Here is a 22,688-nt window from a genome sequence, read left to right as displayed (position 1 = left end):
CGCCTTCAGCTCGTTTCTTGTCGCGCCCGTTCCTCATCGAGGTCCAGCACAATCCAGGTGGCAAGCTCACGCCACAGAACGGTGCCCTTCTGGTGATGGGGATGTGCCTGGTACCGGGACAGCGCATCGTGATCAGCGAACAAACCCATGACCGCGAAATCGTAGGAATTGTCGCGGCGGTACACGTCCGGGCCGGCCCACCATTCCTGGATCTCATCGATGTGCTGGCCGTGAGACTTCGACATCCGGGCCGCCTCGGCCACTCTGGGGTCGGCCCAAGTGACGCCCGAACGAAATTTGAACAGCACGATATGCCGGATACTCATGGAATTGTGACCTCGAGCGTCGTCGGCCTCTTTTGCGGCGGACACGGGGATCTTGTCCGCATGCTGCCGGTCACCGGGGCGAGCAGCCGGTTGTCCTCCAACGCGGTCGACGCACTCTGTTTACCCACCGTTGTCTCCCCCGAACGGTACGTGGTCGCAGCCGGATCACGTTCATTGACAGTGCGTGACTACCCGCATGGTCACTGCCACTTTAGATAGACCCGGACGGCACGTCAACCTGCTTGGAAAGGGCGTTGGGCCGAGTTGTCGGCCAACGGCATCCGTATCAAGGTCTGCGACCATTTAGCTCGTGACTTCTGTGATCTTCGCGGGCCTGAATCGTCAGGTTCATCACGGGATGTGGACAGCGCCGCGAAACGAATGTGGGAAACCTGCTCGCCCGGCGGTGCCGGGGGCCACCCGAAACCCGTGACCATACGGGTGATCACTCCGGCGGTAGGGTAACGTCCTAACCTGGGTGCGAACGATGTGAGGAGACGTGCGTTGCCCAACGCGGCGGATCAGCTACAGATCCTGGGACTGACGGAGTGGGAGTCCCGGGCGTACCTCGCACTGGTCAAGGAATCGCCGGCCACCGGCTATGGCATCGCGAAGCTGTCCGGCGTGCCGAGGGCGAAGGTGTACGAGGTGCTCGCGTCGCTGGAGCGCAAGGGCGCGGTCGAGGTCGCCAGGAGTGAACCCCTGCAGTACCGGCCGGTGCCGCCCGAGACGTTGATCGAGCGGGCCCGCGTCGACACCGCCCAGCGGATCGACGCGGCCGAGCGGGCGATCGCCGACTACACCACGCGGACCGACGCCAGCGCCGCGATCTGGGACATCCCGGGACGGGAACTGATCGTCGCGCGAGCCCGGCAGCTGGTGGCCGCCGCCCAGCGCCGGATCATGATGGAGATCTGGGAAGCCGATGCCGCCGACCTCGAGGCCGAGTTGCGCGCGGCGGCCGAACGCGAGGTCGAGATCATCGTGGTCGCCTACGGCGATCCCGGCTATCCGTTCGCCCAGGTGTACTCTCACCCGCTGACCGACGAGGTCACCTCCGGGCTGGGCGGCCGCTGGCTGGTGCTGAGCGTGGACGACCGCGAGGTGATCGCCGGCATCGTGTCCAGCGCCGAACGCAGCCGGGCGGCCCTCACCTCCCATCCCGGTCTGGTCGTGCCGGTCACCGAGTTGATCAAGCATGACCTGTACAAGCTCGAGATGCTGGCCGCCTACGGGGACATTCTCGAAGAGAAGTTCGGGCCCGGCTTGAGCAAGCTCCGTGAGCTGTTCGGCAGCGGAGCCCAGAGCCACCACCACGCATAGGGCTACAACTTGGGACCGCCGGACGGGTCGGACCTGGTGAGTGATGGGGAAGGTATACGCGAGGAACGTGCGTACCCGAATTGTTCGGGTGGCGGTTCGGGGGAGCTTTCGGGCGGGTGCCGCTGACCCGGTCTGAGAACCGTCTCAACCTGGGGAAATCCGTGAGCGCCGACAGGACTACTACCTGTGTGACCCAATACTGGGTGAGGTCGTGACCGTCCACATGGGCTAGGAGGCTGTGGTGGCTGGCAGGTTCGAGATCTACAACGACGCTGCCGGGAAGTTCCGGTTCCGGTTGAAGGCCGGCAAATGGCGAGATCGTCGCGGTCGGCGAAGCGTATGAGTCCAAGGCCAGCGTCCTCAATGGAGTCGACGCGGTGAAACTGGCGACTTCGTGGAGGCTGGCTTTGATGTAGGTGGTGGCGGGGCCGGTGGTGTCGGTGTGGTCGGCGTTGGCGCGGGCGATGCCGTAGCCGTAGTGGCGTTCGACCCAGGTGAGGGTGGTGTGGCGGAACCAGTGGGTGGAGATGCCGTGGGTGGTGACCCAGGGGAGTTGGGTGCCGAGGCGGTGCCAGAGGTGGTCGTAGCGGCGGCTGGTGAGGGGTTGGGAAACGCGGCGGCTCACTCGTGAAGCCAGCCGTGCGGTCGGCTGGGGTTAGTGCGCCCTCACGATAATGCTGGTTGTCGGGCATGGACCTTCGCATCGCCGGGGAGTGTAGGTTCTTGGCCTTTCTCAAGGCAGTCCAGGGTTGGGATTGCCCTTTCTGTCCTATTTTATCCCGGTAGAGCCCGTGGGGAGATCATGTGCTCGCACGGGTGGGGCGAGGCCTTGTTGGATCTTCCCCGGGTGGCCTTGTTGAGCCGGGGCCGGCTTTACTTCGCTGGGGGTTGCGGCAGGTGGCGGTGCGGTTTGTCGGGATCGACAAGACTGTCCGCGAAGGCCTGGCCGACGAGGCCAACGAAGTGTTCCAGGCTGGGCGACTGGCCGGTCTTCTCGATGAGATCTTTGAGGATGATCTCGCGGGACTCGGTGAAACTGCTGCCCTTGACGTCGTAGTATTTGGGCTCCTCCGACCAGGCGATGCCTTTGTCCACCCGGGAGTAGAACGGGGCGAAGTCGTCGACGAACGCACTCGGGTCCGCGGATCTCGCGATCGTGCGGACAATGGTGCTGCCGACTCGGTCGTCGTCCCCGTCGTCGGGTAGGCGGTAGTAGATGACCAGCTTGTCTTTTTTGGTCGTGGATGACGGGGAGTTGGTCAGGTAGACCTTGTAGTCGCGAATGTATTGTGAGACGGTGCCGTCGCTGTAGAGGCCGGTCAGGTTGTCGGCGACCGCGAGGGCTGCCTCCTGCGAGTTGACGTTGACGATGATCCGCCGGGCCCGGCGTTCCAGGAGCTGCTTCTTCTCGTCGGAGGACATGCGGTATTCCGGCGCGTTCTTGTTCTCCACATGGAAGTAGTCGCCCCGCTGGAGCGCATCGTCGAGGGACCGCTCGCTCTGGCTGGTGACCTTCGCCACCGCGCTGGGCGTGGTCTTGAACTTTGCGAAGTCCGCGTTGTCGACGGGAGTTCTGGTGTAGTCGCCGGGGCCGTCGCCCAGGATCCCGTAGATCGCATCCAACTCGTTGTCGAGTCTCCTGCCCTCGATGCGCCGGCCGCCGGGATAGAACCTCTCGTAGATCGCCTTCAGGGCCGGCACGTTGGCCGGAGCGAGGAGCGCTTCCCGCCGCGCGGGGGGCAGCGGCGCGGATCGGTCGAGCACCTCCCGCTTGTTCCGTACCGGAAGTGGGCGGTTCGAGAGGATCGTGCCCTTCCGAGCCTGCCTGATCTGGACGGCATCGACGGTCCGCCTGGCCGTGGTCGGATGGCTGCTGACGACCCGCCCGTGGGGGGTGAGGGTGACTTTGATGGTGGATTCGGCGCGCTTTGGTACGTTTCGGACGGTCCTCCCGTGCGGGGTGAGGGTGACCCTGATGGTGGACTCATCGTCCTTGCGCGCATTCTTCCGGGACGACGTCTTGGTTTTTCGGCCCGTCTGCTTGGGCATGCGCTTCCTTTCGCTAGAACATCTCCGGCGTGCACGGAAACGCGGTGACGGTGACGCCCTTCTTGTTCACGTAGAGCGCGATGTACCGAGCCTCCGGCTGCGTTCCGCTCGGTACGGAGGATCCGCTGAGGTATCCGACCTGCTTGCCCATGTCGATCAGATAGTTGCGGCCGCCCTTGGACTTTCCGGAACCCGGTTTCGACGCGACGATGGACTCGTCGTCATCGTAGACATGGTTTATCGCCTCGCCGACCCACTTCTTCACCTGCGAGAGCGTGGAATTCCACACGCCGTGCTTCGACTTGAGGTCGGTCGGTTTGAAATGGGCCGAGTCGTGGTAGTCGGTGCCGAAGTTGGATCGCAGGTACTGGATTGTGCCGGCAAAGGGGTTCACCGGTTTCGGGCGGGTGACGCGTGGGGTCACTGTGGGTGTGACTGTCGGCGTGGGCGTCGGGGTTGGGGTTGGGGTCGGGGTGCTCAGCGGCGGCAGGGTCGTTTGCGTGAGGCTCTCGATCTCACTGAAGAACCGGTCGAGCTCGGACTGCTGGTCCCGTGAGAGGGTGGTCGTGGTCGGCTCGCGCGTGATGACGGACGGGTGCGTGATGACCGGCGGATGCGAGGTGATGGTCGGGGTGGTCTGCTCGACCCGCGTGGGCGTCTCCGCCTCCTCGATGCGTGCCTTCTTGCGGGTCGGCGAGATCGACTTCTTCCGTTTCTTGGTAGGAGTCGTTGTCCGATGGGTCATGGGGCTCCCTTTCGGCCACGAATTTCGGATGCGGGGACGCTAGAGGCGGACTAGCCGATCAGGTCACCGAGGTCGGACAGTTGGTCGGGTGTGAACTTGTCGTCCTCGGCCACGGACCGATCGAGGAAGAAGGTCTTGATGGCCTTGTTGGGGCCCCGCCTGACGTGCGCGGGGAACGTCTCCTCGTCCTTCTTGACCGCGTCGACGGCATCGTCGTGGTTGAGCGCGGAGACCAGATTGTCGAGCAGGTTCGCCTCGGTGGTGCCGGGCGGCCAGAACGTGTGCGCCTCCTTGATGCTGAAATCGGTGAAATGATCGTACAGGTGCTGGACGAGGTGCCCCCAGGGCACTTTCTGGGCGTTCTCGTCGTCCGGCTCCTCGACCTCGTAGTTTTGCGCATCGTAGCGTTCGTCCCTGTACGTCAACCAGAACTGGTCGCCGTAATCCGGAGATTTCTTCTCGAAAAGGTTGGCCTTCGAGAAATACTCGCCGGTCGGAGTGCCGTCGTATTTGATGAACTCGCCGGTCCTCCCGTCCGCCAGGATGTAGCAGTCCGGATGGGACCTGTGCCACAGCCAGTTACCACCCTCGACGATAACCTGCAACCGGTCGTTGTCCGGTTTCAAATGGGGGTTGTCGGTCGCGTACGAATACGTGGCCATGGGGACCGGCGGCTCGTGCTGGGTGGCGATCGTCGTCGTGGCGGTCGGGGTCTCCTTGACGGGCACCGGTTCCTCGACCGGCATCGGCTGGTCGTCCGTAGCGGGGGATGCCGCCCGCTTCTCGATCGTCACCGGGGCGGTCCGGTCGCGCAGGTCCCGCTTGGTCCGGGCCAGCGGTGTGGGCTTGCGCAGCTGGACGGTTCTCGTCCCGTCGGGGGTGACCGTGACGCTGAGGTCCGGGGTGGCGGTGGGCCTGCCCAGCCGGACAGACCTGCGCCCGTCGGGAGTGACCGTGACCCTGAGGTCCGGAACGGGTTCGGGCCTGACCACCTGGACGGACCTCGTGCCGGACGGGGTGACGGTGACCCTGAGGTCGGGCTCGGTGCGCCTCTTCTTCCGCGAGGCCAGGTTCGAGCTCGCGGCTTTTCGTTTGCGGGTGGGGTTCATACCGCCGCCTTTCGACTACTGGGCGAGCTGGGCCTGCTGCGCTTCATCGCTGTCCGTGCGCACTAATCGCACCCACGTCCGCAAGAATGTGCGGGGCACATTCTTGTTGGCCTCGCGCAGCTTCAGTATCTCCGCTTGGTCCAGACTCGCTCTCCTCCTGCGTTTCGACAGGTCCCTTGGCAGCTCTTCCAGTGAAGCGCTGTCCGGCAGGTAACGGACCTTCGCAATCGCCTCGGAGGTTCCACCGGTGACCCGCCATTCCCCATCCGCGACCCTTTTCTGTACGTCTTCGGCATACCGGGCGACGCCTTGGTCGCCCTCGTACAGTTTCTGCCAGGCCGCCTTGGCCAGGGCCTGATCCAGATCCTGCGCCCGCAGGCTCGGATCCTGATCCCGCAGCCAGGTGTTCAGGTGGGTTCCCTCCACCTCCGCTATCGTTCCCAATATTTCAACCCCGCGGTACGCCGTATTGAGCTGCTTTGTTCTGTCTTTCAGGATTTCCTGGGCCGGCGACGCCTTGACATCACTGTCGTAGTCGCCTTCCCCGTCCTCATCTCCGTATACCTTCTCCATGATTTCCTCGGCCAAAGCAGCGTTAATATCCTCCGCTCCCAGGTTCTCCCGCTCCAACACCTTATGCAGAACGGTTTCCGGTGAGCTTGCTATCGCCTTGAGGATGTCGATCCGGGACGGCCGCTCGTAGTGATACGCACTATCGAACTTCGGATAGTCGTTTCTTGCGTCTTCGACCGTGTATATCCGCCGCGGGCTGGCCGGAGTCGCGTGCCAGACCAGATCATCCACCCAGGAGACATAGATGTATCTACCCTTGCTTATCCCTCCGTCCACATGGTTGTCCAGTCCGGCCTCGGCCTTCGCTTCGGCTTCCTGGCGAAGGATGTCTCGCGTGCGGGTCAGTTCCGTCAGGTGGGACTCCGGGAGCAGCTTCTCCTGCCAAGCCGCTCTGTTCTTGCTCGGCTCCGCGGCATCCGCGAACCACTCCGTCTTTTCTATGTCGCTCTGGTTGTCGAAGATCAGGTTGACGAAGATGTTGTCCCCAGCGGTGTCCTTGTGGAAACCCGGCGACTCATCATATATGGACCTGTCCGGATAGTAGTTCACATCTACGGCGATCGCGTAGTCGCCGCCGTCCTTGAACCAGTCCTGTTGCTTGATGTAGTCCCATTGCCCATTGGCATTCATGAAGGTGTCGAGAAACTTGACGGTGGCGAACATATCCTGCCTGCCAAGGCGAACACCGTCTTCGCTCGCGACGATCTTTGTCATCTTCGCGGGTTGATAATAGACCGTGCCCAGCTTGGCGATGGGTGGTTCCTCGGTGCCTCGCTCTTTCGGCATGAAGGCGTTGCTCAGACTGGCGGCGATGCCGGGCCATCCCCCGTCGCGTCCGCCGAGAAGGTTCTCCAGCTCACCCGTCTGCATCAGCAGCGAGCGCAGAGTCCCCTTGCTTTCCGGGCCGGAAGGTAGGTCTTCCACCGGTCCGCTGACCCGGATATTCCGTTTGGTTATTTCCGGAACGTGGGGTGTGGCAGTGGGTTCCGTGGGAACTTCGGCGGCCGCGTCCATGACCGTGTCCTTCTCCAGCGCCGGCTTCTTGGCGGGGCGCTCCGGCGAGTTCGACCGCGACCTCCTCCTCTTCTTCGTCTCAGCCGTCGTGGTCGCGCGCGCAAGCATGGGACGCTTCGGGTTCTTGACGGATCCGCTCATGTCGCCTGCCTTTCGGTTACTGGGCGCTGGCCCGGTAGGTCAGGATCAGGCCGAGGTTGGCGAGGATGGTCTTGTCGCCCTCGAAGAGCAGCGTCCAGCCGCCGGTGGTGAGGCCGGGGGTGCTCAGCAGCTTGCCGTCGTCCAGGGTGAAGCGCTTGTCCCCGTTGAGCAGGAAGGTGGCCTCGCCGTCCGCGAAGAGCTCGTACCGGGCGTAGACGCCGGTGATCTGCCGGCCGATCATGCCGGGCAGGTCGTCCGGGGTGACCGGCAATGACAACTGGTTCGAGTCGCCTTCGATGAACGCGGCCCAGTCGTCCGGGAACTCGGCGGCGACGTCGAAATAGCGGGCGGTCGGGTAGGGCCGCAGCATGCCCTTCACGGCCGTCGCGAACGTGTCACCGCCATGTTCCGCGCTGTACTTGACGGTCAGGCTGACGTCCAGCAGGCCGGCGGGCGGCCTGGCGGCGGACAACCGCCAGCGGGAGACCGCGCCGGTGCCCTCGAACGGCAGGTACCGGTCGTCGTCGTAGCGCAACTCGAACAGGCCGTTGTTGTCCCGGCCCTCCTCGAGGTCGGACAGCGCGATCTGCTGGCTGGGCCGCCAGTCGCCACGCAGCGAGTCCGGTGGCGTGCCCTTCGGGTCGAGCAGGAACTTGACCGCCTTGGGGTCCGCGGACAGCACGGTCTTGTTGTCCAGCTGGGTGAGCGTCGCGTTGACGCCGACCGGGCCGTCCGGCGTGTCGAAGCTGACGCTGACCGTGCGGATCTGGCGGCCGAAGTGACCAGGGAAGTCGCGGTCGAACAGCTCCTCGGTCAGCGCGAACTCGCACCGGCCCTCGTTCTTGAACGCCAGCAGGGCCATGGGATCCAGGGCCAGCAAGGAGATCCGCTTGGTGATCTCCAGCCCTCGGCGGCCACCGGTGACGGAGGCCGCACCGAGCCGGTCGAGGTCCAGCGCGAGCGCGTCGGCCGCGAGCAGGCCGTTGCGCTTGCTGTCCCAATAGGATGGTTGAATGAATGATCCGTTGGTGCCGCCCTGCTCGAACTGGTAGGCCTTCTCCGCCGAGCGGGCCAACTCGTAGGCCAGGTGGTAGGTCTGGAAGTACAGCGTGGAGAGCCGGTCCACCATCCAGCCGTACAGCTTGGCCCCGGCGAACTTGCCGGTGAGGAACGCGTTGACCTCGGCCAGGTTCTTGGTCTCCCGGTTGAGGATCTCCAGCTCCCGTTGGGCCACCGCCACCTGTAGCTCCGCGCTCGTGATCTGATGGCCGATCTGCTCGACGTCGGCCTTCGAGATGGCCAGCTGCAGTTCCCAGTCCTGCTCTGTGCGCTCGTAGTCCGCCCGCACGCCGAGCACCTCGCCGAGCGCGCTGAACCCCTGTCCGAGCAGTCCCGACACGTCGGCCGCGAACGTGAGGGCGTTGCCGGCCTCGACGCCGCCCTCCGAAGCGCCCACGATGAACGGGCCGGCGTAGACCTCCGGGAAGCCCGCGGCGACCGCGGCACCGATCTTGAGTCCACTCGCGACGAACTGGGCCACCGCACCGGAGGCGAGCATCGCGATCTGGGCTATCTGCATGGGAGACATGCCCACATCGATCAGCTGCTGGTAGTGCTGGACCCGGCTCTGCGCCCCGCTCAGGGCGGCCTGCATCTCGCTCACGCCCTCCCGCGCCATCGCGACCTGGTTCTCCTTGATCGCCCGGGTCATCTCCTGGATCGCCGCCTCCTGCCGGTTCTGCAGCAGGGTGAGCTCCTCGATGTCCCGGCGCTCGAACGCGCCGAGCAGGTCGTTGCCGAGCTGCTTGAGCCGATCGGTGAGCTCCTGGGCCCTGCGGAACAGGAAGTTGAACTTGTAGGACGGGACCGGGGCGGCCAGGGCGGCGGTGAGCGCCTCGAGGGACGCGCCCTTGGCGACCCCTTCGACGAGCGCCATGACGTCGGCGGGTGGCTCGAACAGCGGCACCGGCCGGGCGATGCCCATGATGTCCAGCGACGCCCTGATCTTGGTGAGCCGGTCCTCGACCCGGTTCCAGTACTCCAGGAACATGCTGTTGTCCGGCACGTAGAAGTACGGGTTCGCCACTCCGCCGTGCACCGCGCCAGAGCCTTCCAGCAACGCTCCGCCCGCGGTCAGCGCCGCCACCGCGGTGGACCCGCCATCGCCGTCGAGCTGGTCGTAGGTGGCGCTGGGAGACAGCACCCTCGGTCCCGGGTCGAGCGGCCGGGGGCCGAGCAGGTCGTAGGCGTAGATGTAGAGCATCCGCGCCTCGTCGATGCTTTCCCCGGTGTACTGCCGGAAGAGCAGGTCGCCCCAGTCCAGCAGGTTGTCGATGTAGGCCATGACAACCGTGCGCCGGTACGCCGCCGGGCGCAGCGCCGCGATCCGGTGCGGGTCGAACGGGTCGTCCCGGTAGGCCTCGATCAGGCTGGTGCGGTCGCCCATGAGCGTGTACTGCACGCCGAGCCGCCCGATCAGCTCGACCTGCTCCAGCAGGCTCCTCCGGGCCTCGGACCTGGGCAGTGCGGTCAGCGCGGCGCGGACCGCCTCGAGCTCGAGGTGGGCCAGGTAGTCCTTCTCGACGCCGGTCAGCTCGCGTGTCGGCAGGAATGCCGGGGCCATCGGTTCGATGGTGCCGAGGATCGGGGTGAGCAGCTTCTCGACGCCCTTGTCCGCCAGCTCGGCCAGATCCGCCCTGCAGCCGACCACGAGCGCCTCGACGTCCACCGCGAGGAACGGCAGGAACCGCCAGTACCGATCGCGCTGGGTCGGGTCGAAGACGTACTCGTACCAACGTTTGGCGTCGTCGAAGCGCTGGGCGTCGGCGAGTGCCTTGGCGATCAGCATCGGGGCGTGGAAGAAGATCTCCCAGTTGTACATCCCGTTCGCGCTGTCGAAGTCCAGGTGCGACCCGACCGGGATGCCCGCCTTCGCGGTCCGCGGCCGGACCTTGATAGTGGTGGGGTCGGAGACGGTGGCACTGAACGCCGGCAGCTCGTCGAGCTCCTGGGTGTCCGGCGCGAGCAGCGCGTCGATGCCGCCGACCAGGAGCCTTCGATTGAGCTCGTAGGCGGTGCTCGAGGTCAGCCGGATGATCTGGTTGGGCAGCGCGGAGATCTCGTAGGGCCGGAGCATCGTGTCGGTGTTCGGGTAGCTCGCGTAGTTGGCGCCCAGGAAGACGAACAGCGCGGTGTCGGTCTCCAGCACGCCGGTGAGGTTCGCGGGGAACCCGTCCGGCAGGCACCGCCAGTTGCCCGCCACCGGCCGCATCGCCTGCATGGCGTCCAGCTCCTGGTCCAGGGGCAGCGCGTCATAGCCGGCGCCGCCGAACACGTAGCGCCGGTCGTCCCGGTGGAACACGGCGTCGACCCGCTGGGTGAGCGTCTTCGGGTAGCCGGCATCGATGTAGTCCGGGATGGAGGCGTCGTCGGCGAGCGTGTACCGGACGAACTCCTTGCCACTGACTAGGAACAGCGCCCGCCCGGCCCGGTAGGCGGCGTCGATGGCGCCGGTGCGGGTGATCGCGGTCGGGATCCGGCCGAGGTCACGGGTGGGCTTCGGTGGCGCGTCGGCCCCGGGTACCCGCACGGTGTAGGTGCCCGCGGCGTTGTTGAAGGTGATCACGCTCTGGCCCGTGTCGATGGACGGCACGGGCTGATCCTTGTCGGTTTTGGGGAGCTTCCACTTGGGGTCCAGCGGCCGGAGGGTCTCCAGCGAGCCGGAGACCGCGTAGTCGTCCCGTTCCCTGGAGTAGAAGATCTCCACCCCGGCGACGGTGAACGCACCGTCCACTTTGGGCCACGAGGGCAGGTTCTCTTGGTTGGACTGGAGTTTCTTCGGGTAGCCGGCGTCCAGCACGCCGAAGTTCGCCTTCGGGTACCGGTAGTACTCGTCGCCGGAGAACACGAACACCTTGTCGCCGCGCAGCAGGGCGGCGTCCACCGCGCCGGTGCGGACCAGGTTCGTGCCGATCACGCCGAACCGGTCGGCCGTGTTCTGCTTGACCCGCCCGGTGGCCGCCTTGCCCGCCGGCACGGTGATGTACTTTCCGCCCGCGCTATCGAAGAAGTACCGGTCCCCGTTGCCGAGCTGGACCGCGGCGTCGATCCGGTCCCAGGTGGTCGGCAGGTTGTCCGCGTTGCCCTTCAACGGAAGCAGCACGGCCGGCTCGACCGGTCCTGGGGCCGAGTGGCACAGGAAGCTGCCGCCCTTGTGGTCCACACTGGACCACGGCCCGTCCTCGGTGTTCGCGGGGGCGTTGAACCGGACGATGTTGGCGGGTTCGACCGGCTCGTCGAAGATCTGCGCCGGGTCGGCTGAGATGGCCGGCAGGACGATGTCGCTTGCCTTGGCCGGCAACGGATACAGCTCGGGCGTGAGGGTGTGGGCGGTGCTGACCGGGGTGCCGCCGGCCTGGTAGCTCAGCTGCACCACGATCGAGTCGTGGGTGCTGGTGTCCATGCCGGGGACGGTGCTGGACGACTGGACGTAGAGGCTGACCCCGGTGATCGGTCCGGTCCGCGCCGGCTCGTCGGTCTTGAGCAGTTGGACCGGCACCCATTCCCGGTTCAGGTTGTAGAACGAGTAGTAGATCCGCACCTGGTACTTGGGCGGCGGAGCGGTGACGGTCTGGCCGCCGTCCTTCTGCGTGGTCGTCGTGATCGTGGTGGTGTTCGCGTCGTCCTTGACGACCTCGACCACCGGCCAGAACACGAACACCCGGCCGAAGGCGTGCACCGGGTCGACCCGGTCGGCGTCGATCTGCAGGTCGACCTTGAGCCAGGGCTCCCAGGTGGCGGAGAACGTCTCGGTGCCGTGGACGGCGGCGCCGCGGTAGTAGAAGCGCCGAGGTTCGGTCCTGGTGCGGCCGAACACGACGAGCCTGCGGTCGCCGGGTTTGGCGTTGTCCTCGGTGTAGACGTAGCCGCCGGCGACGGCCAGCCGGGAGACCTCGGTGTACTCGTCGAGGTAGCGCTTGTAGGCGGCCTGCGCCGTATCCGCGTTGATCTCGTTCTTCAGCAGGTCGTCCTCCAGCGCCGCGAACGCCGGGGTCTTCTGGGTGCGCAGGTCCGGGCGGATGTAGTTTTCCGGATAGAGGAAGACCTTCCGGTTGGCCTCCCAGATCCGGTAGTTGCGCATCCACGCCCACCAGGTCTTGATCTCCGCCTTGACCGCGTCCGGGTCGGCGCCGTCGGCGAGGGTGACGTCCTCCAGGTCGATCAGGTAGCGGTGCAGGAACAGTTGGGTGGCGGCGATCGCCTCGCGGACCTTCGAGGTGGTGCCGACCGGACCCATGTCCACATCGATCAGGTAGCGCTCGAACAGGTCACGCGAGGTGCCGTGCTGCGGGGTGAGCGCGGCGACCAGGGCGTCGCGGCGCAGTACGTTCAGCTCGTTGTGAATCGTCGCGTCGAGCGTCTTCCAGTCCGTGGGGGCGGTGCGGTGCTCCAGCATGGTGTAGAGCGCGGCGGCGGCGGTTTCGCTGTCGGCCTTGCCGGCTGCGGCGTAGCGCTGGGTCCAGACCAGGTCGTGGATCTCCGATGGGCCGGCGCCGAACTTGTGTGCCGTGGCGAACACGTCGACCAGCTTGAGCAGGAACTCGATCTCGAAGACCTTCTCCTCCGGCGTGTCCTCGATCAGGAGGCCGCTGTTGCGGCGGGCCCAGCGCAGCTGGTTCACGTCCCACCCGAAGAGGTCGGCGAGGAGCCGGTACGGATCCTTGGCGCCGTCCACGAACAGCGCCGCCAGGCCGTCGGGGTGTGACCGGGCCAGGTTCACGAACCGCGTGATCGTGTTCAGGTCGCTCAGCCGGTAGTCGGAGGTGCCCGACCAGCGGTGCCCGAACTCCTGCGGGAAGGTGCGGTCAACCTTGTGGTACGGCCCGGAATAGCGGACGTAGCGCTCGCCCTTGGTCAGGTAGGTGCGGTCCTCGAACCCGAACGCGCCGTCCGGGCCGGCCTCGAACTCCGGCGGCAGGTCGCCCCAGTCTTCCTTGACCGTGCGCGGGAAGCCCTGGTCGACGAACTCCAGCGGGAGGCTGGTCGAGTAGCGGACGTACTGGTCGCCCCGGAACGCGTACAGTTCCCCGGTCGGGGCCACGAACGCGGCGTCCAGCCCGCCCGAGGCGAACTCGTTGCGCACCTTGCCCCAGGTGCCGTTGACCGGTTCCGGCGGGCCGCCTCGGACGAACTGCCTGCCGCGGAACAGGTAGGTCCGCCCGTCCGGGCTCACGAAGGCCGCGTCCACGCCGTCGGTGAACTCCGTTGGCAGCGCTGGAATCCCGAGCTCGGTGGCGAGCTCGTCGAGCGGCTTCGGGTAGCCGTCGTCCACGTAGGCGTGGTCGGCGCCGGAGTAGCGGACGTACTGGTCGCCGGAGAACAGGTAGCACCTGTGGTTCGTGACCAGGGCCGCGTCCACCTTGCCGGACTCCACGACGGTGTTGCGCATCCGCCCGATGCCGGCCAGCGAGTACGTGCCCGCGATGGCGGGCGAGACCGTGTGGCAGACCCCGCCGATGATCACGTGGATGGTGCGGTCATTGCCGATGACCGCGTCGATCGGGTGGTCGAGGGCGTCGTCGAACACGTCGGGCAGGTTGGCGAACGGCGTCTCCAGCCGCAGGTTGCCCGCGGTCTTCTTGGGATAGCCGGGATCCACCGCGCGGTAGCCGGGGCCGGTGTAGCGGACGTAGTGGTCGCCGGAGAACAGGAATGTGTTGTCCCGCCAGACGAACGCGGCGTCCACCGTGCCGCCGTCGGCGATGAACGGGTTGCGGGACAGGCCCCACCGGTCCCGCGTGGGGGACAACGGTCCGAACGCGCCGCCGGCGAAGCGGGCATAGGTCTCCCGGAAGAAGAAGTACGTCGCGCCGTCCACTGCGGTGAACGCGGTGTACAGGCAGTCCGGGGCGTCCACGCCGTGGCCGAAGCCGGGGAAGAGCCGCTCGATCGGGCGCGTCATGGACCAGGTGTTCGTCTTCGTGTTGACGGAGACGCAGTTCTCGCCGCTGAGCAGGATCAGCGTGTCACCCTCGACGAGAACGGCCTCGGGGAACGGGAATCCGTCCGGGGCGCCGAAGATGCCGTCGTCGGCGACGACCGGATAGCCCTCGTCCGGCACGCTGTAGTCGGCGCCCGAGTAGACCAGGTAGCGCAGCATGCCCTCGTCGTCAGGGTGCTCGAAGACGTAGGTCTTCTCGCCCTGCACATAGGCAAGCGCGACCCCGGTCAGGCCGGCCCAGTGCTCGGCGATCGGCTTCGGGTCGCCGTCGATCGTCGTGCCCGCGTCCGGGTAGACCACGAACTGGTCGTCGCTGAACAGGTAGGTCTTGCCGTCCCGGCCGACGAACGCCGCGTCGACCCGGCTCTGCTCGTAGATGGTGTTGCGGGGCCGGCCCCACTCCTGCGCCAGCGGGTAGGAGTGGTTGAGCTGGGTGTTGAAACAGGTGGCGCCCTTGAACAGGTAGGTGTTGCCGTCCGCGCCCATCAGCACGGAGTCCAGGCCGCTGCGGAACTCCTCCGGGACGGTGCGCAGGGTCCTCGGCCGGAACGGGGTGGACGTCGAGCCGCCTCGGCCCTCCAGGGCGGTGCGCTTGCACCAGCCGCCCTGGTCGTAGTACTCGGTGCCGCCGGTGGCCATGACCACGCTGCCGTTCTCGATGAACGCGCAGGAGACGGTGCCGAGGCCCAGGTCGTCGTAGCGCCGGTAGGTGCGGGCGGAGACGGCGTGGCACGCCCCGCCGCTGAACAGGTACGTGGTACGGCGGTCGGCGAACGCGGCGTCCACGCTCGCCAGGGTGGCGTCGAGCGCGGCCAGGCCGGGCTCGGTGTTCAGCGACGCGATCAGCCGCGGGTAGCCCGGCTGGACCCGTGCGTAGTCGGCACCGAGGTAACGGACGTACTGGTCGCCGGAGAACAGGTAGGTGTAGGTACGCGCCACATCCACCCCGTCGACCTGCTCGGTGACTTCGGTGACCAGCACGGCGTCCACCCGGCCGGTGCGCTCGATGTTGTTGCGCACGTTGTCCCAGTAGCCGGCGATGGTGGCCGGGTAGCCGTCATCGACCTCGGTGTAGTCCTCGGTGGAGTAACGGACATAGCGCTGGCCGGAGAACAGGTACGTCCGCCCGTCGATGCCGACGAACGCGGCGTCCACCTTCTCGAACGGCACGCTGTCCCACGCCTCGGCGAGGGGCAGCGGCTCGGACCACCACAGGTGCCTGGCGTCGAAGCGGACGAACCGGTTGCCGGCGAACAGGTAGGTGTGGTTGTCCCGCCCGGTGAAGACCGCGTCGACCGGCCCGAGGTTCAGGCCGTCCGGCATGTTCCACCAGTTGTCCGACAACGGTTTCGGGAAGCCGGCGTCCGGCGTGCGGTAGTCGTTCGTGCTGTACTGCACGTAGTACCGCGAGCCCTCGCCGTAGACCTTGGTACGCAAGCCTTCGATCTTGACCGTGAGGGACGGGCCCTCCGCCGTGCTGAGCGTCCACTGTGGGCTCGCGCCGGTCATCGCGGTCAGGGTGAGGCCGTGCTCGGCGAACCGGTTGTGCAACTCCGGGGTGAGCTTTCCGGCCACCAGGTCGTCGCGCAGCTCGACGGCCAGGTCGAAGAGCAGCCCGCCGGTGCCGAACAGGTAGGTGCTGCCGTCCATCACGAACGAAGCGTCCACAGTGGACAGACCGCCCCAGTCCGGGTCGATCGCACGCGGGTAGCCGAAGTCGACGACCGAGTAGTCGGCGGTCGAGTACCGCAGGTAGGTGCCACCGCTGAACAGGTAGGTCCGGCCGTCCAGACCGGTGAGCGCGGCGTCCACAGTGCCGCTGGGCAGCGCCGGGGGCAGCACACCCCAGCGCTCCGCGTTCGGCACGATGCCGGTGTCGGTGCCGCCGACCGACGCCGTCCGGCCGTCCTTGAACAGGTGCAGCACGCCGTTCGGGTCGGTGAACGCCGCGTCGACGCCGGCCTCGAACTGCGCCGGGACGTCGTGGATCTTGCGCGGGTAGCCCTCGTCCACGCAGACGCCGGCGTTCTCGATGCTGTCGGAGTAGCGGACGAGCTGACCGCCGGAGAACAGGTGCACCGCGGCGCCGCCGGAGTAGGCGGCGTCCAACCGGGGCAGGTTCTCGAAGTTGTTGCACACCCGGCCCCAGCCGGTCGCACCGGTGAGCACGTGGATCGTGCCGTCCGGCGCCTGGAACGCGTCCATCGGCCCGGCGAGCTTCTGGTCAAGACCCTCACGCTCGCGCCATTCCGCCGCCGGGCGCGGGTAGCCCTCGTCGACGACGGTGTAATCGGCCGTGGAGTAGCGGAGGTACTGGTCCCCGGCGAACAGGTAGGTGTGCCCGTCGGTGTCGGCGAACGCGCCGTCGATCCGGACCGGGTCGGCGAAGTTGTTCTTCACCTTGCCCCAGACCTGCTCCTGCGGGGCCCAGTGGATGCCGCCGGGCAGCCGGGTGAAGGCGTGCGACGTCCCGTCCGCGGTGTGGCCGACCAGCCATTCCGGGCCGGACGGGAGGGTGAACGCGGCGTCGATCCCGGCCAGGTCCGCGAACCGGGGCGACAGCTCGGTCAATGCGGCCGGGGTCGGGCTCTTCAGCGCGAACGTGTCGGCCGCGTAGGTGAAGTAACCGGTCCCGGCGAACAGCAGGATCTTGCCGTCGTGGCCCTCGAGCAGGGCGTCGAACTTCCGCACGCCTGGCGGCAGGGTGAGGTTCTCCGGGTACTTACCGACCAGGTCCTGGTCACCGAAGACGGCGGTGACCTCGGTCGGGTCCATGCCGAGCTTGCCGGCGAGCAGCGCGAAGCGCCGGATCCGGCGGTAGGCCAACCGGAAGTGCGGGTCGGTGGGTGGTAGCTCGGTGTCCAGGACGGGCGCCACGAGCGTGTCCAGGGCCGGCTCGGGGCCGTCGGTCACCGCCTCGGCGATCGCCGCCGCGGTCGCCGATGGCAGGCCGAACGCGTCGGCCAGCGCGCTGTCCAGGGCCTGCTTCTGTTGTCCCGCACGGAGAATGAGCGCGTCGACCACCTCGTTCACGGCAGCGGCCAGCTCGCCGGCGACCGTGTGCAGCAGGAAGAAGACATCCGTGCTGAAGTCCTCCACCCCGGGCACGGTGAAGCTGTGTGCGTTGTTGACGTTGCGGAAGTACGGCAGCCACTCCTCGGCGACCGCGAGGCCTTCGGTCAGGAAGCCGGACTCGATCAGGTGGTCCAGCAGCTGCTCGCGCTCCTCGTCGGTGAAGCCGAGGTCGTTCAGCGCGGCCGGCGCGAGCCGGTAGGGCTTTTCGTCCTCGAGCGCCGTGGTGATCTGGCTGAAGATGGCGTCCTGCTCGGCCGGGGTGAAGGCCGGGCCGAGGTCGAGGACGCCGGACGGGTCGGCGAAGAGCTCCTCGTCGATCACCCGGCCGCCCGAGGTGTAGGTGTCGTCCAGCGCTGTGACCACCCGCTGGCTGACCACCCCGTCGGCGAGGTCGGCGAAGTCGTCCACGGTGAACGTGTGCAGCTCGGTCTCGAACTCCTGGAGCTGGCCCTGAATGGCGTCCAGGATGGCCCGCCGCTTGGGATAGAACCCGATGGCGAGCCCGAAGTCCTTGACCGGTACGGCGATCAGGGCGGCCTTGTCCCGGTAGTTGCCGTGCTCGTCGGTGTAGCCGTTGAAGGTGAGGCTTTCGGTGAGCTCGGCCAGCTCGGCCTCGGTGAACCGCAGCTCGGCGAAGATCGCCGGGTCCAGCGCGAGCGGGTCCTTGACGAAGCTGGTCAGCCGCTCGCCGATCAGGCCGGTGACCGCCTCGGTGGCGTCGGCCAGGTCGGCGTTGATCGCGAACACCGTTTCGTTGGCGGGGTCGAGGAAGAAGTCGGGGTCGGTGAGGTCGCCGTTCTCGTCGACGTAGCCGTTGTAGCCGAGGTTGTCGTACAGCTCGGCGGACTGGTTCGGCTCGAGGTCGTCCAGACCATCGAGGTCGGACGGGAAGAACGCCGCGGTGCCGTTGACCACCGCGCCGATCATCTTGAACAGCGCCTCGCGGTACTGGCCGAAGTCGCTGGCCAGCGCCAGATCCTCGGTGCTGTCGACGGTGAGCGTGCCGTCGGCCGCCAGGTAGCCCAGGTGGACCAGGTTGGCGAAGACCTTGTTCTGCAGCCGCTCGCCGAGGCCGACGCCCAGGAAGTCCTCGGCGGCGATCACCCCGAGGTCGGTGACGCCGTCGTAGGCGGCTGTCGCGGCGACGGTCGGGTCGAGACGGAGCAGCCGGTCGTGCGCACGGGAGACGACCCCGTTGTCGTAGGCGGTCAGCACGTCGTGCACGACCGTGGCGGCCCGGGGGCCGAACCGGTCGGCGGCGAACAAGCCGGCGTCGAAGGAGACCTCGTCGAAGGCCGTCCGGATGCCGTCGAGCAGGCCGGCGAGGGTCTCGGTGTCGGTGTCCGGCCGGCCGCCGAGCACCTCGGTCAGCTCGCCGCCGGTGAACCCGGCCGCCTGCATCCAGCCGACCACCGCGAACAGGGTCTGGGCCAACCACAGGCAGTCCGCGGGCTGGCCGCCCGCGAGGATGGTGAAGCAGTCCCGCCGCTGCTCGGCGATGCCGTCCAGCACGCCGAAGGTCGTGTACCGCTGCAGGGACGGGTCGCTGTCCAGGGCGACGAGGACGTCGAACAGCTCGTCGGCGGCGATGCCGAGAGTGCTGGCGAGGTGGCCGGCGCGGCGGAGAAGCCCGATCGCGGGCAGCCCGATGTCGCTCTGATCGAACGGGCTGGACTCGCGCGCGGCGTAGTGCTCGCGGTAGCGCCGCACGATCGTGGTGATCTCACTCTCGGCGACCGCTATCCAGTTCGACAGGCGGAACCGGTAGTCCTTGTTGCGCTCGGCGAGGATGTCCCCGGAGCAGCCCTGTACCTCGGGCAGTTCGATCGGGATGACCAGCTGGCAGATCTCGGTGACGGTGAGGTCGTGCTCGCGGTTCAGCCGCAGGACGACGGCGAGCGTGCGCAGCGCGGTGGTGTCGAGCTGACCGGGGCAGCAGGTGTTCAGCGCGAGGCCGAGGTCGGTCAGGGTGAGGCCGATCAGCCGGGCCAGCCGGATGAGCCGGTGGTTCAGGTCGAGCCACGCCGTGGGCACGGGTCCGCCCCACTCCAGGTTCTTCCCGTCGGCGCTCAGCGTCACCGGCGGGCTGACCTTGATCAGCTCCTGTACCTGCGCGCCGGTGATCCCGGTCGCCTCGGCGAACCGCTCGACACTCCGCAGGTCGGCCAGGGTCTCCAGAGCGCCGATCCCGTAGAGCGCGGCGAGCTCGGCCTCGTCCTTGGTCGAGGTCGTCACGACCGCGACGTCCTCCGGCGAGAGCCGCAGGTACTCCCGGGCGACCACGTCGTGGTCGGGGTTGGCGACGAACAGCCGGTACAGCTCCAACGGTGTCACCTGGAGGTACTGCAGGTATTTCCTGACCTTTTCTTCGCTCAGTGAAAACGGCAGCCCGAACGGATGCCGGCGATTACGCAGAATGTCGTAAGCATTCGCGCCGATCAGTCGCTCCAGGACCTGGTTGACGATGTCCAGATACGGCGTTTCGGTAAAGTTGTTCTCCTTGTCAAGGAGCACCTGGGTGAGGTCCGGCCTGCGTTCGAGCAGTGACGGTCGGTCGAACGTGCCTTCCAGCAACGCCAACAGGTCTACGAAGTAGGCGGCGGGAGAATACACCGACCGCGCGTCGTCGTCACCCCTGAAGTCCAGCTCGCCAAAGAGTTCCTCGTAAGCGGGCGACGAGTCGTCTCGTATCACAGATCCTCCACAGAAAGCCGGCGCGGCTCATCGCGCGAGGACGCGATGGCAGTCTGGGTGCGTCCCCACGGGAATTTGGAATGGCCTGTTGCGTAACTACCACATTGTCGCCAGGGTCGGGGAGAGTATTAGGGCCCACGCCGCCGTGTGAAGATGTCACGATCCGGCTGACCAGAGTGTTGGTGTCGCACGGCCGGTGACCGAGTGTCGAGGCTCCGCGCCACGCGCTGATGCCTAATAGGACCCCAAGACCTCCATGTGGTCCGGTACGACGGATCCGGAGAGCCATGGCTGTCGCTCCCGCAGCAGGTTGTGCAGGTCGGGTGGCAGAGCCGAGACGCGGATCAGGGCGTGCGGCTCGCCTTCGCCGTGCCTGTCGTGGCGCAAGTGCACGTCGCAGGACGTGACACCGGGAACGCCCAGGACGAGCCGGCGCGTCATCTCCTGGTCGATCCGAATTCCGCTGTGATGTCCGGGTAGCAGGCTCGCGGTGGCGGGAAGGGCTCGACCGGAAGGTCCGCGATGGGTGTGTCCGGGTTTGCCAGAACCGGCGCAGCACCAGGAGGTAGTCCGTCACCAGGTCTTGGGCCGATCGTTGCGCTGACCGGACGCCTCGCGCTGAGTCGTACCATCGAACCGGCCACGTGCGAGACGGACACCGCGACGTCGGCCTTGGCGGACGGCGGATCGATCGCCACCAACGGCTGACGCCTACGATGGCATCGCGCACTGTCAACGCGCTATAGCTGGATCCGCGAGATTGTGGGCCGCCGCTGAGCGTGCCGATGTTGGCGTCATTGAGGATGCCGATGATTGGGGTGTGAGAGAGCCCCGTCGGCGGGGTGCCGAACGGGGCTTGGTGGGCATGGTGGCGGCGTGCTCGTCAGGGTGGCGTTGTGGTGTTCATTCGGCGGTGACCTCGGCGATAGCGGCGCGGGCGGCGGATTCGTCGACGATGGTCTTGTCCTCGGCGAAGGTGGCGACGAGTGCTTGGAGGGCGAGGTTGTTGACGGCTCTGGGGTAGCCGCGGCTGGTTTGGTGGATGAGTGCGGTGGCGTCGTCGGAGAACAGGGGGTCGGAGCGGCCGGCCAGGGTCAGGTGGTGGCGTAGGTAGCTGGCGGTTTCCTCGGGTGTCATGGGCGGCATGGCGTAGCGCAGTCCGATGCGTTGGTCGAGTGCGGCGAGGACGCCGAGTTTCATGCGTCGGCGCAGGGTGGGTTGGCCGACGAGCAGGCAGGCGAACGGGCTGGTGGAGTCCATGTCGTGGTTGGTCAACATCCGGATCGACTCCAGTTGCGGGTGGTCGAGCAGGTGGGCCTCGTCGATCACGAGGACGGGGGTGCGGCCGCGTTCGGCCTGTTCGACGGCGAGGGCGTCGGCGGCCTGGGGGACGAGGGTGGCGTGGTGCACGAGTGGTTGGCCGCCGAGGGCGAGCACGATTTGGTGGTGGATGCCGCGGACGCCGATGGTGGGGTTGGGTAGGTAGATAATCGTGTGTCGGCTGGCGTCCAGTGTGGATAGTGCGGCGCGGATGGCGACAGTTTTGCCGGCGCCGACCTCGCCGTGGGCGGCGTGGCGGTGCAGCATGCCCGGGGCGAGGTCGCGGCCGAACGGAGGGCGGGTGAACCCGAAGAAGCCTTGCAGGCGGTCGATCATGGGGTGACCTCCTGGCCGGTGAGCAGGTCGAGCTGTCCCGGAACGTGGTGGTGATTGCTGCCGGCCAGCGCGGCGTAGTTGACCCCACGGGCGAGTTCGGCCTGGTGTGCGTCCTCGATCAGGCGGGCGTAGTCGATCCCGGTCGGTTTCGGCGGCGTGGACGGGGGTGTTTCGGGCCGGGCCTTGGGGTGGGCGTGACGTCCGATGCGGTGCGGAATGGCCAACCCCATCGGCGTGCCATCGAGGCGGACCTCGATCTGGGTGAGGTCGAACGGGTCGAAGACCAGCTCGGCCCGCCGCCCGACCAGTGTCGGGTCGACCTGGTAAGTGTTGCCGTGCAAGGAGATTGTCGCGGTCTTGGTGACCGTGCGGCGCTCCTCCCAGCGGAACGCCTCGCGCAGCGCCGCCGGGCTCGGCAACGGGAACGGAGCACCCGCGTTCCAGCGGGCTAAGGGCGCCTGCCCGGTCTCGGAGTGGGTGCGCCGGTGATAGACGGTCTCCACCCAGGCGGTGAACAGCCGGTTCAGCTCGAGCAGATCGGCCACCTGGTGGCGATTCGGTTCGTCGGTTTCGCCGGTGATCTCGACGAGAAACTGCTCCCGAACCGTGCGAAACAGCCGCTCAATCTTGCCCCTGCCCTGTGGTTATCCGGCTAATCCGATGTCAGCGGGGTGTGTGTGGTGGGCGGAGGTTGGGCTTAGCTGGTGGTTGTGTCGGCTTGGCGGTGGAGTGTGCGGAGTTGTTCTTCGTGGCGGCGGACTTTGGCGGCGATGGCGTCGAGGGTGGCGCGGAGTTGGTCGAGTTGGACGGCGAGTCCGCTGAGGGTGAGGGCGTCGCGGTGGTGTTGGCGGTGTTCTTCGATGAGGGCACGCAGTTCGGGGTGCCGGTAGAGGGTGGCTCGGCCGATCCGGCTGTGCGTGGCGACCGCGGGGAAGGTGATGGGGGGGTCGCTGGCGGCGAGGTCGCGGCAGGCTTGCTCGACG

At 67.0% G+C, this 22,688-nt stretch carries 11 protein-coding genes; 2 read left to right on the top strand and 9 right to left on the bottom strand.

Going from position 1 to position 22,688, the window contains the following annotated elements; all coding sequences use genetic code 11:
• Window positions 1-5: 5 nt before the first annotated feature.
• The gene (locus VGR06_RS03620; protein WP_327557492.1) at window positions 6-326 is read right to left on the bottom strand and encodes a Dabb family protein; all 321 of its coding nucleotides are present in this window, start codon (window positions 324-326) and stop codon (window positions 6-8) included.
• Window positions 327-830: 504 nt separating this feature from the next.
• Between VGR06_RS03620 and VGR06_RS03615 the strand changes: the two genes are divergently transcribed.
• Both VGR06_RS03615 and VGR06_RS03610 read left to right on the top strand, forming a co-directional pair.
• The gene (locus VGR06_RS03615) at window positions 831-1,649 is read left to right on the top strand and encodes a TrmB family transcriptional regulator (RefSeq protein WP_327557491.1); all 819 of its coding nucleotides are present in this window, start codon (window positions 831-833) and stop codon (window positions 1,647-1,649) included.
• Window positions 1,650-1,966: 317 nt separating this feature from the next.
• Window positions 1,967-2,065: a DUF1508 domain-containing protein gene (locus VGR06_RS03610; RefSeq protein ID WP_327557510.1), complete on the top strand. Its 99-nt coding sequence runs from the start codon at window positions 1,967-1,969 to the stop codon at window positions 2,063-2,065.
• 457 nt (window positions 2,066-2,522) lie between these two features.
• Here the strand turns inward: VGR06_RS03610 and VGR06_RS03605 are convergent, their stop codons facing one another.
• From VGR06_RS03605 to VGR06_RS03570, 8 genes are all read right to left on the bottom strand, one after another.
• Entirely contained in the window at window positions 2,523-3,413 is an 891-nt protein-coding gene (locus tag VGR06_RS03605) for a T3SS effector HopA1 family protein (RefSeq protein WP_327557490.1), read from the bottom strand.
• A 298-nt stretch (window positions 3,414-3,711) separates the two neighbouring features.
• On the bottom strand, window positions 3,712-4,443 hold the full coding sequence (locus tag VGR06_RS03600) for a hypothetical protein (RefSeq protein ID WP_327557489.1): 732 nt from the start codon (window positions 4,441-4,443) through the stop codon (window positions 3,712-3,714).
• A gap of 50 nt (window positions 4,444-4,493) precedes the next feature.
• Complete coding sequence (locus VGR06_RS03595) at window positions 4,494-5,552, bottom strand: hypothetical protein (RefSeq protein ID WP_327557488.1); 1,059 nt, start codon at window positions 5,550-5,552, stop codon at window positions 4,494-4,496.
• 15 nt (window positions 5,553-5,567) lie between these two features.
• On the bottom strand, window positions 5,568-7,280 hold the full coding sequence (locus tag VGR06_RS03590) for a hypothetical protein (protein ID WP_327557487.1): 1,713 nt from the start codon (window positions 7,278-7,280) through the stop codon (window positions 5,568-5,570).
• A 16-nt stretch (window positions 7,281-7,296) separates the two neighbouring features.
• Complete coding sequence (locus VGR06_RS03585) at window positions 7,297-20,049, bottom strand: hemopexin repeat-containing protein (RefSeq protein WP_327557486.1); 12,753 nt, start codon at window positions 20,047-20,049, stop codon at window positions 7,297-7,299.
• Window positions 20,050-20,952: 903 nt separating this feature from the next.
• Window positions 20,953-21,705: an ExeA family protein gene (locus VGR06_RS03580; RefSeq protein WP_327557485.1), complete on the bottom strand. Its 753-nt coding sequence runs from the start codon at window positions 21,703-21,705 to the stop codon at window positions 20,953-20,955.
• Window positions 21,702-22,250 carry a Mu transposase C-terminal domain-containing protein gene (locus tag VGR06_RS03575; RefSeq protein WP_327557484.1) on the bottom strand — a complete coding sequence of 183 codons (549 nt, stop codon included), beginning with the start codon at window positions 22,248-22,250 and terminating at the stop codon, window positions 21,702-21,704. Before VGR06_RS03575 ends, VGR06_RS03580 begins: the two co-directional genes overlap by 4 nt.
• Window positions 22,251-22,402: 152 nt before the next feature.
• Window positions 22,403-22,688: hypothetical protein (locus VGR06_RS03570; protein ID WP_327557483.1), on the bottom strand; the 286-nt coding region annotated here is incomplete at its 5' end.

It is taken from the genome of Actinophytocola sp., assembly GCF_036002505.1.
Lineage (GTDB): Bacteria > Actinomycetota > Actinomycetes > Mycobacteriales > Pseudonocardiaceae > DASYTH01.
This window is presented reverse-complemented; position numbering and strand designations above follow the sequence as displayed.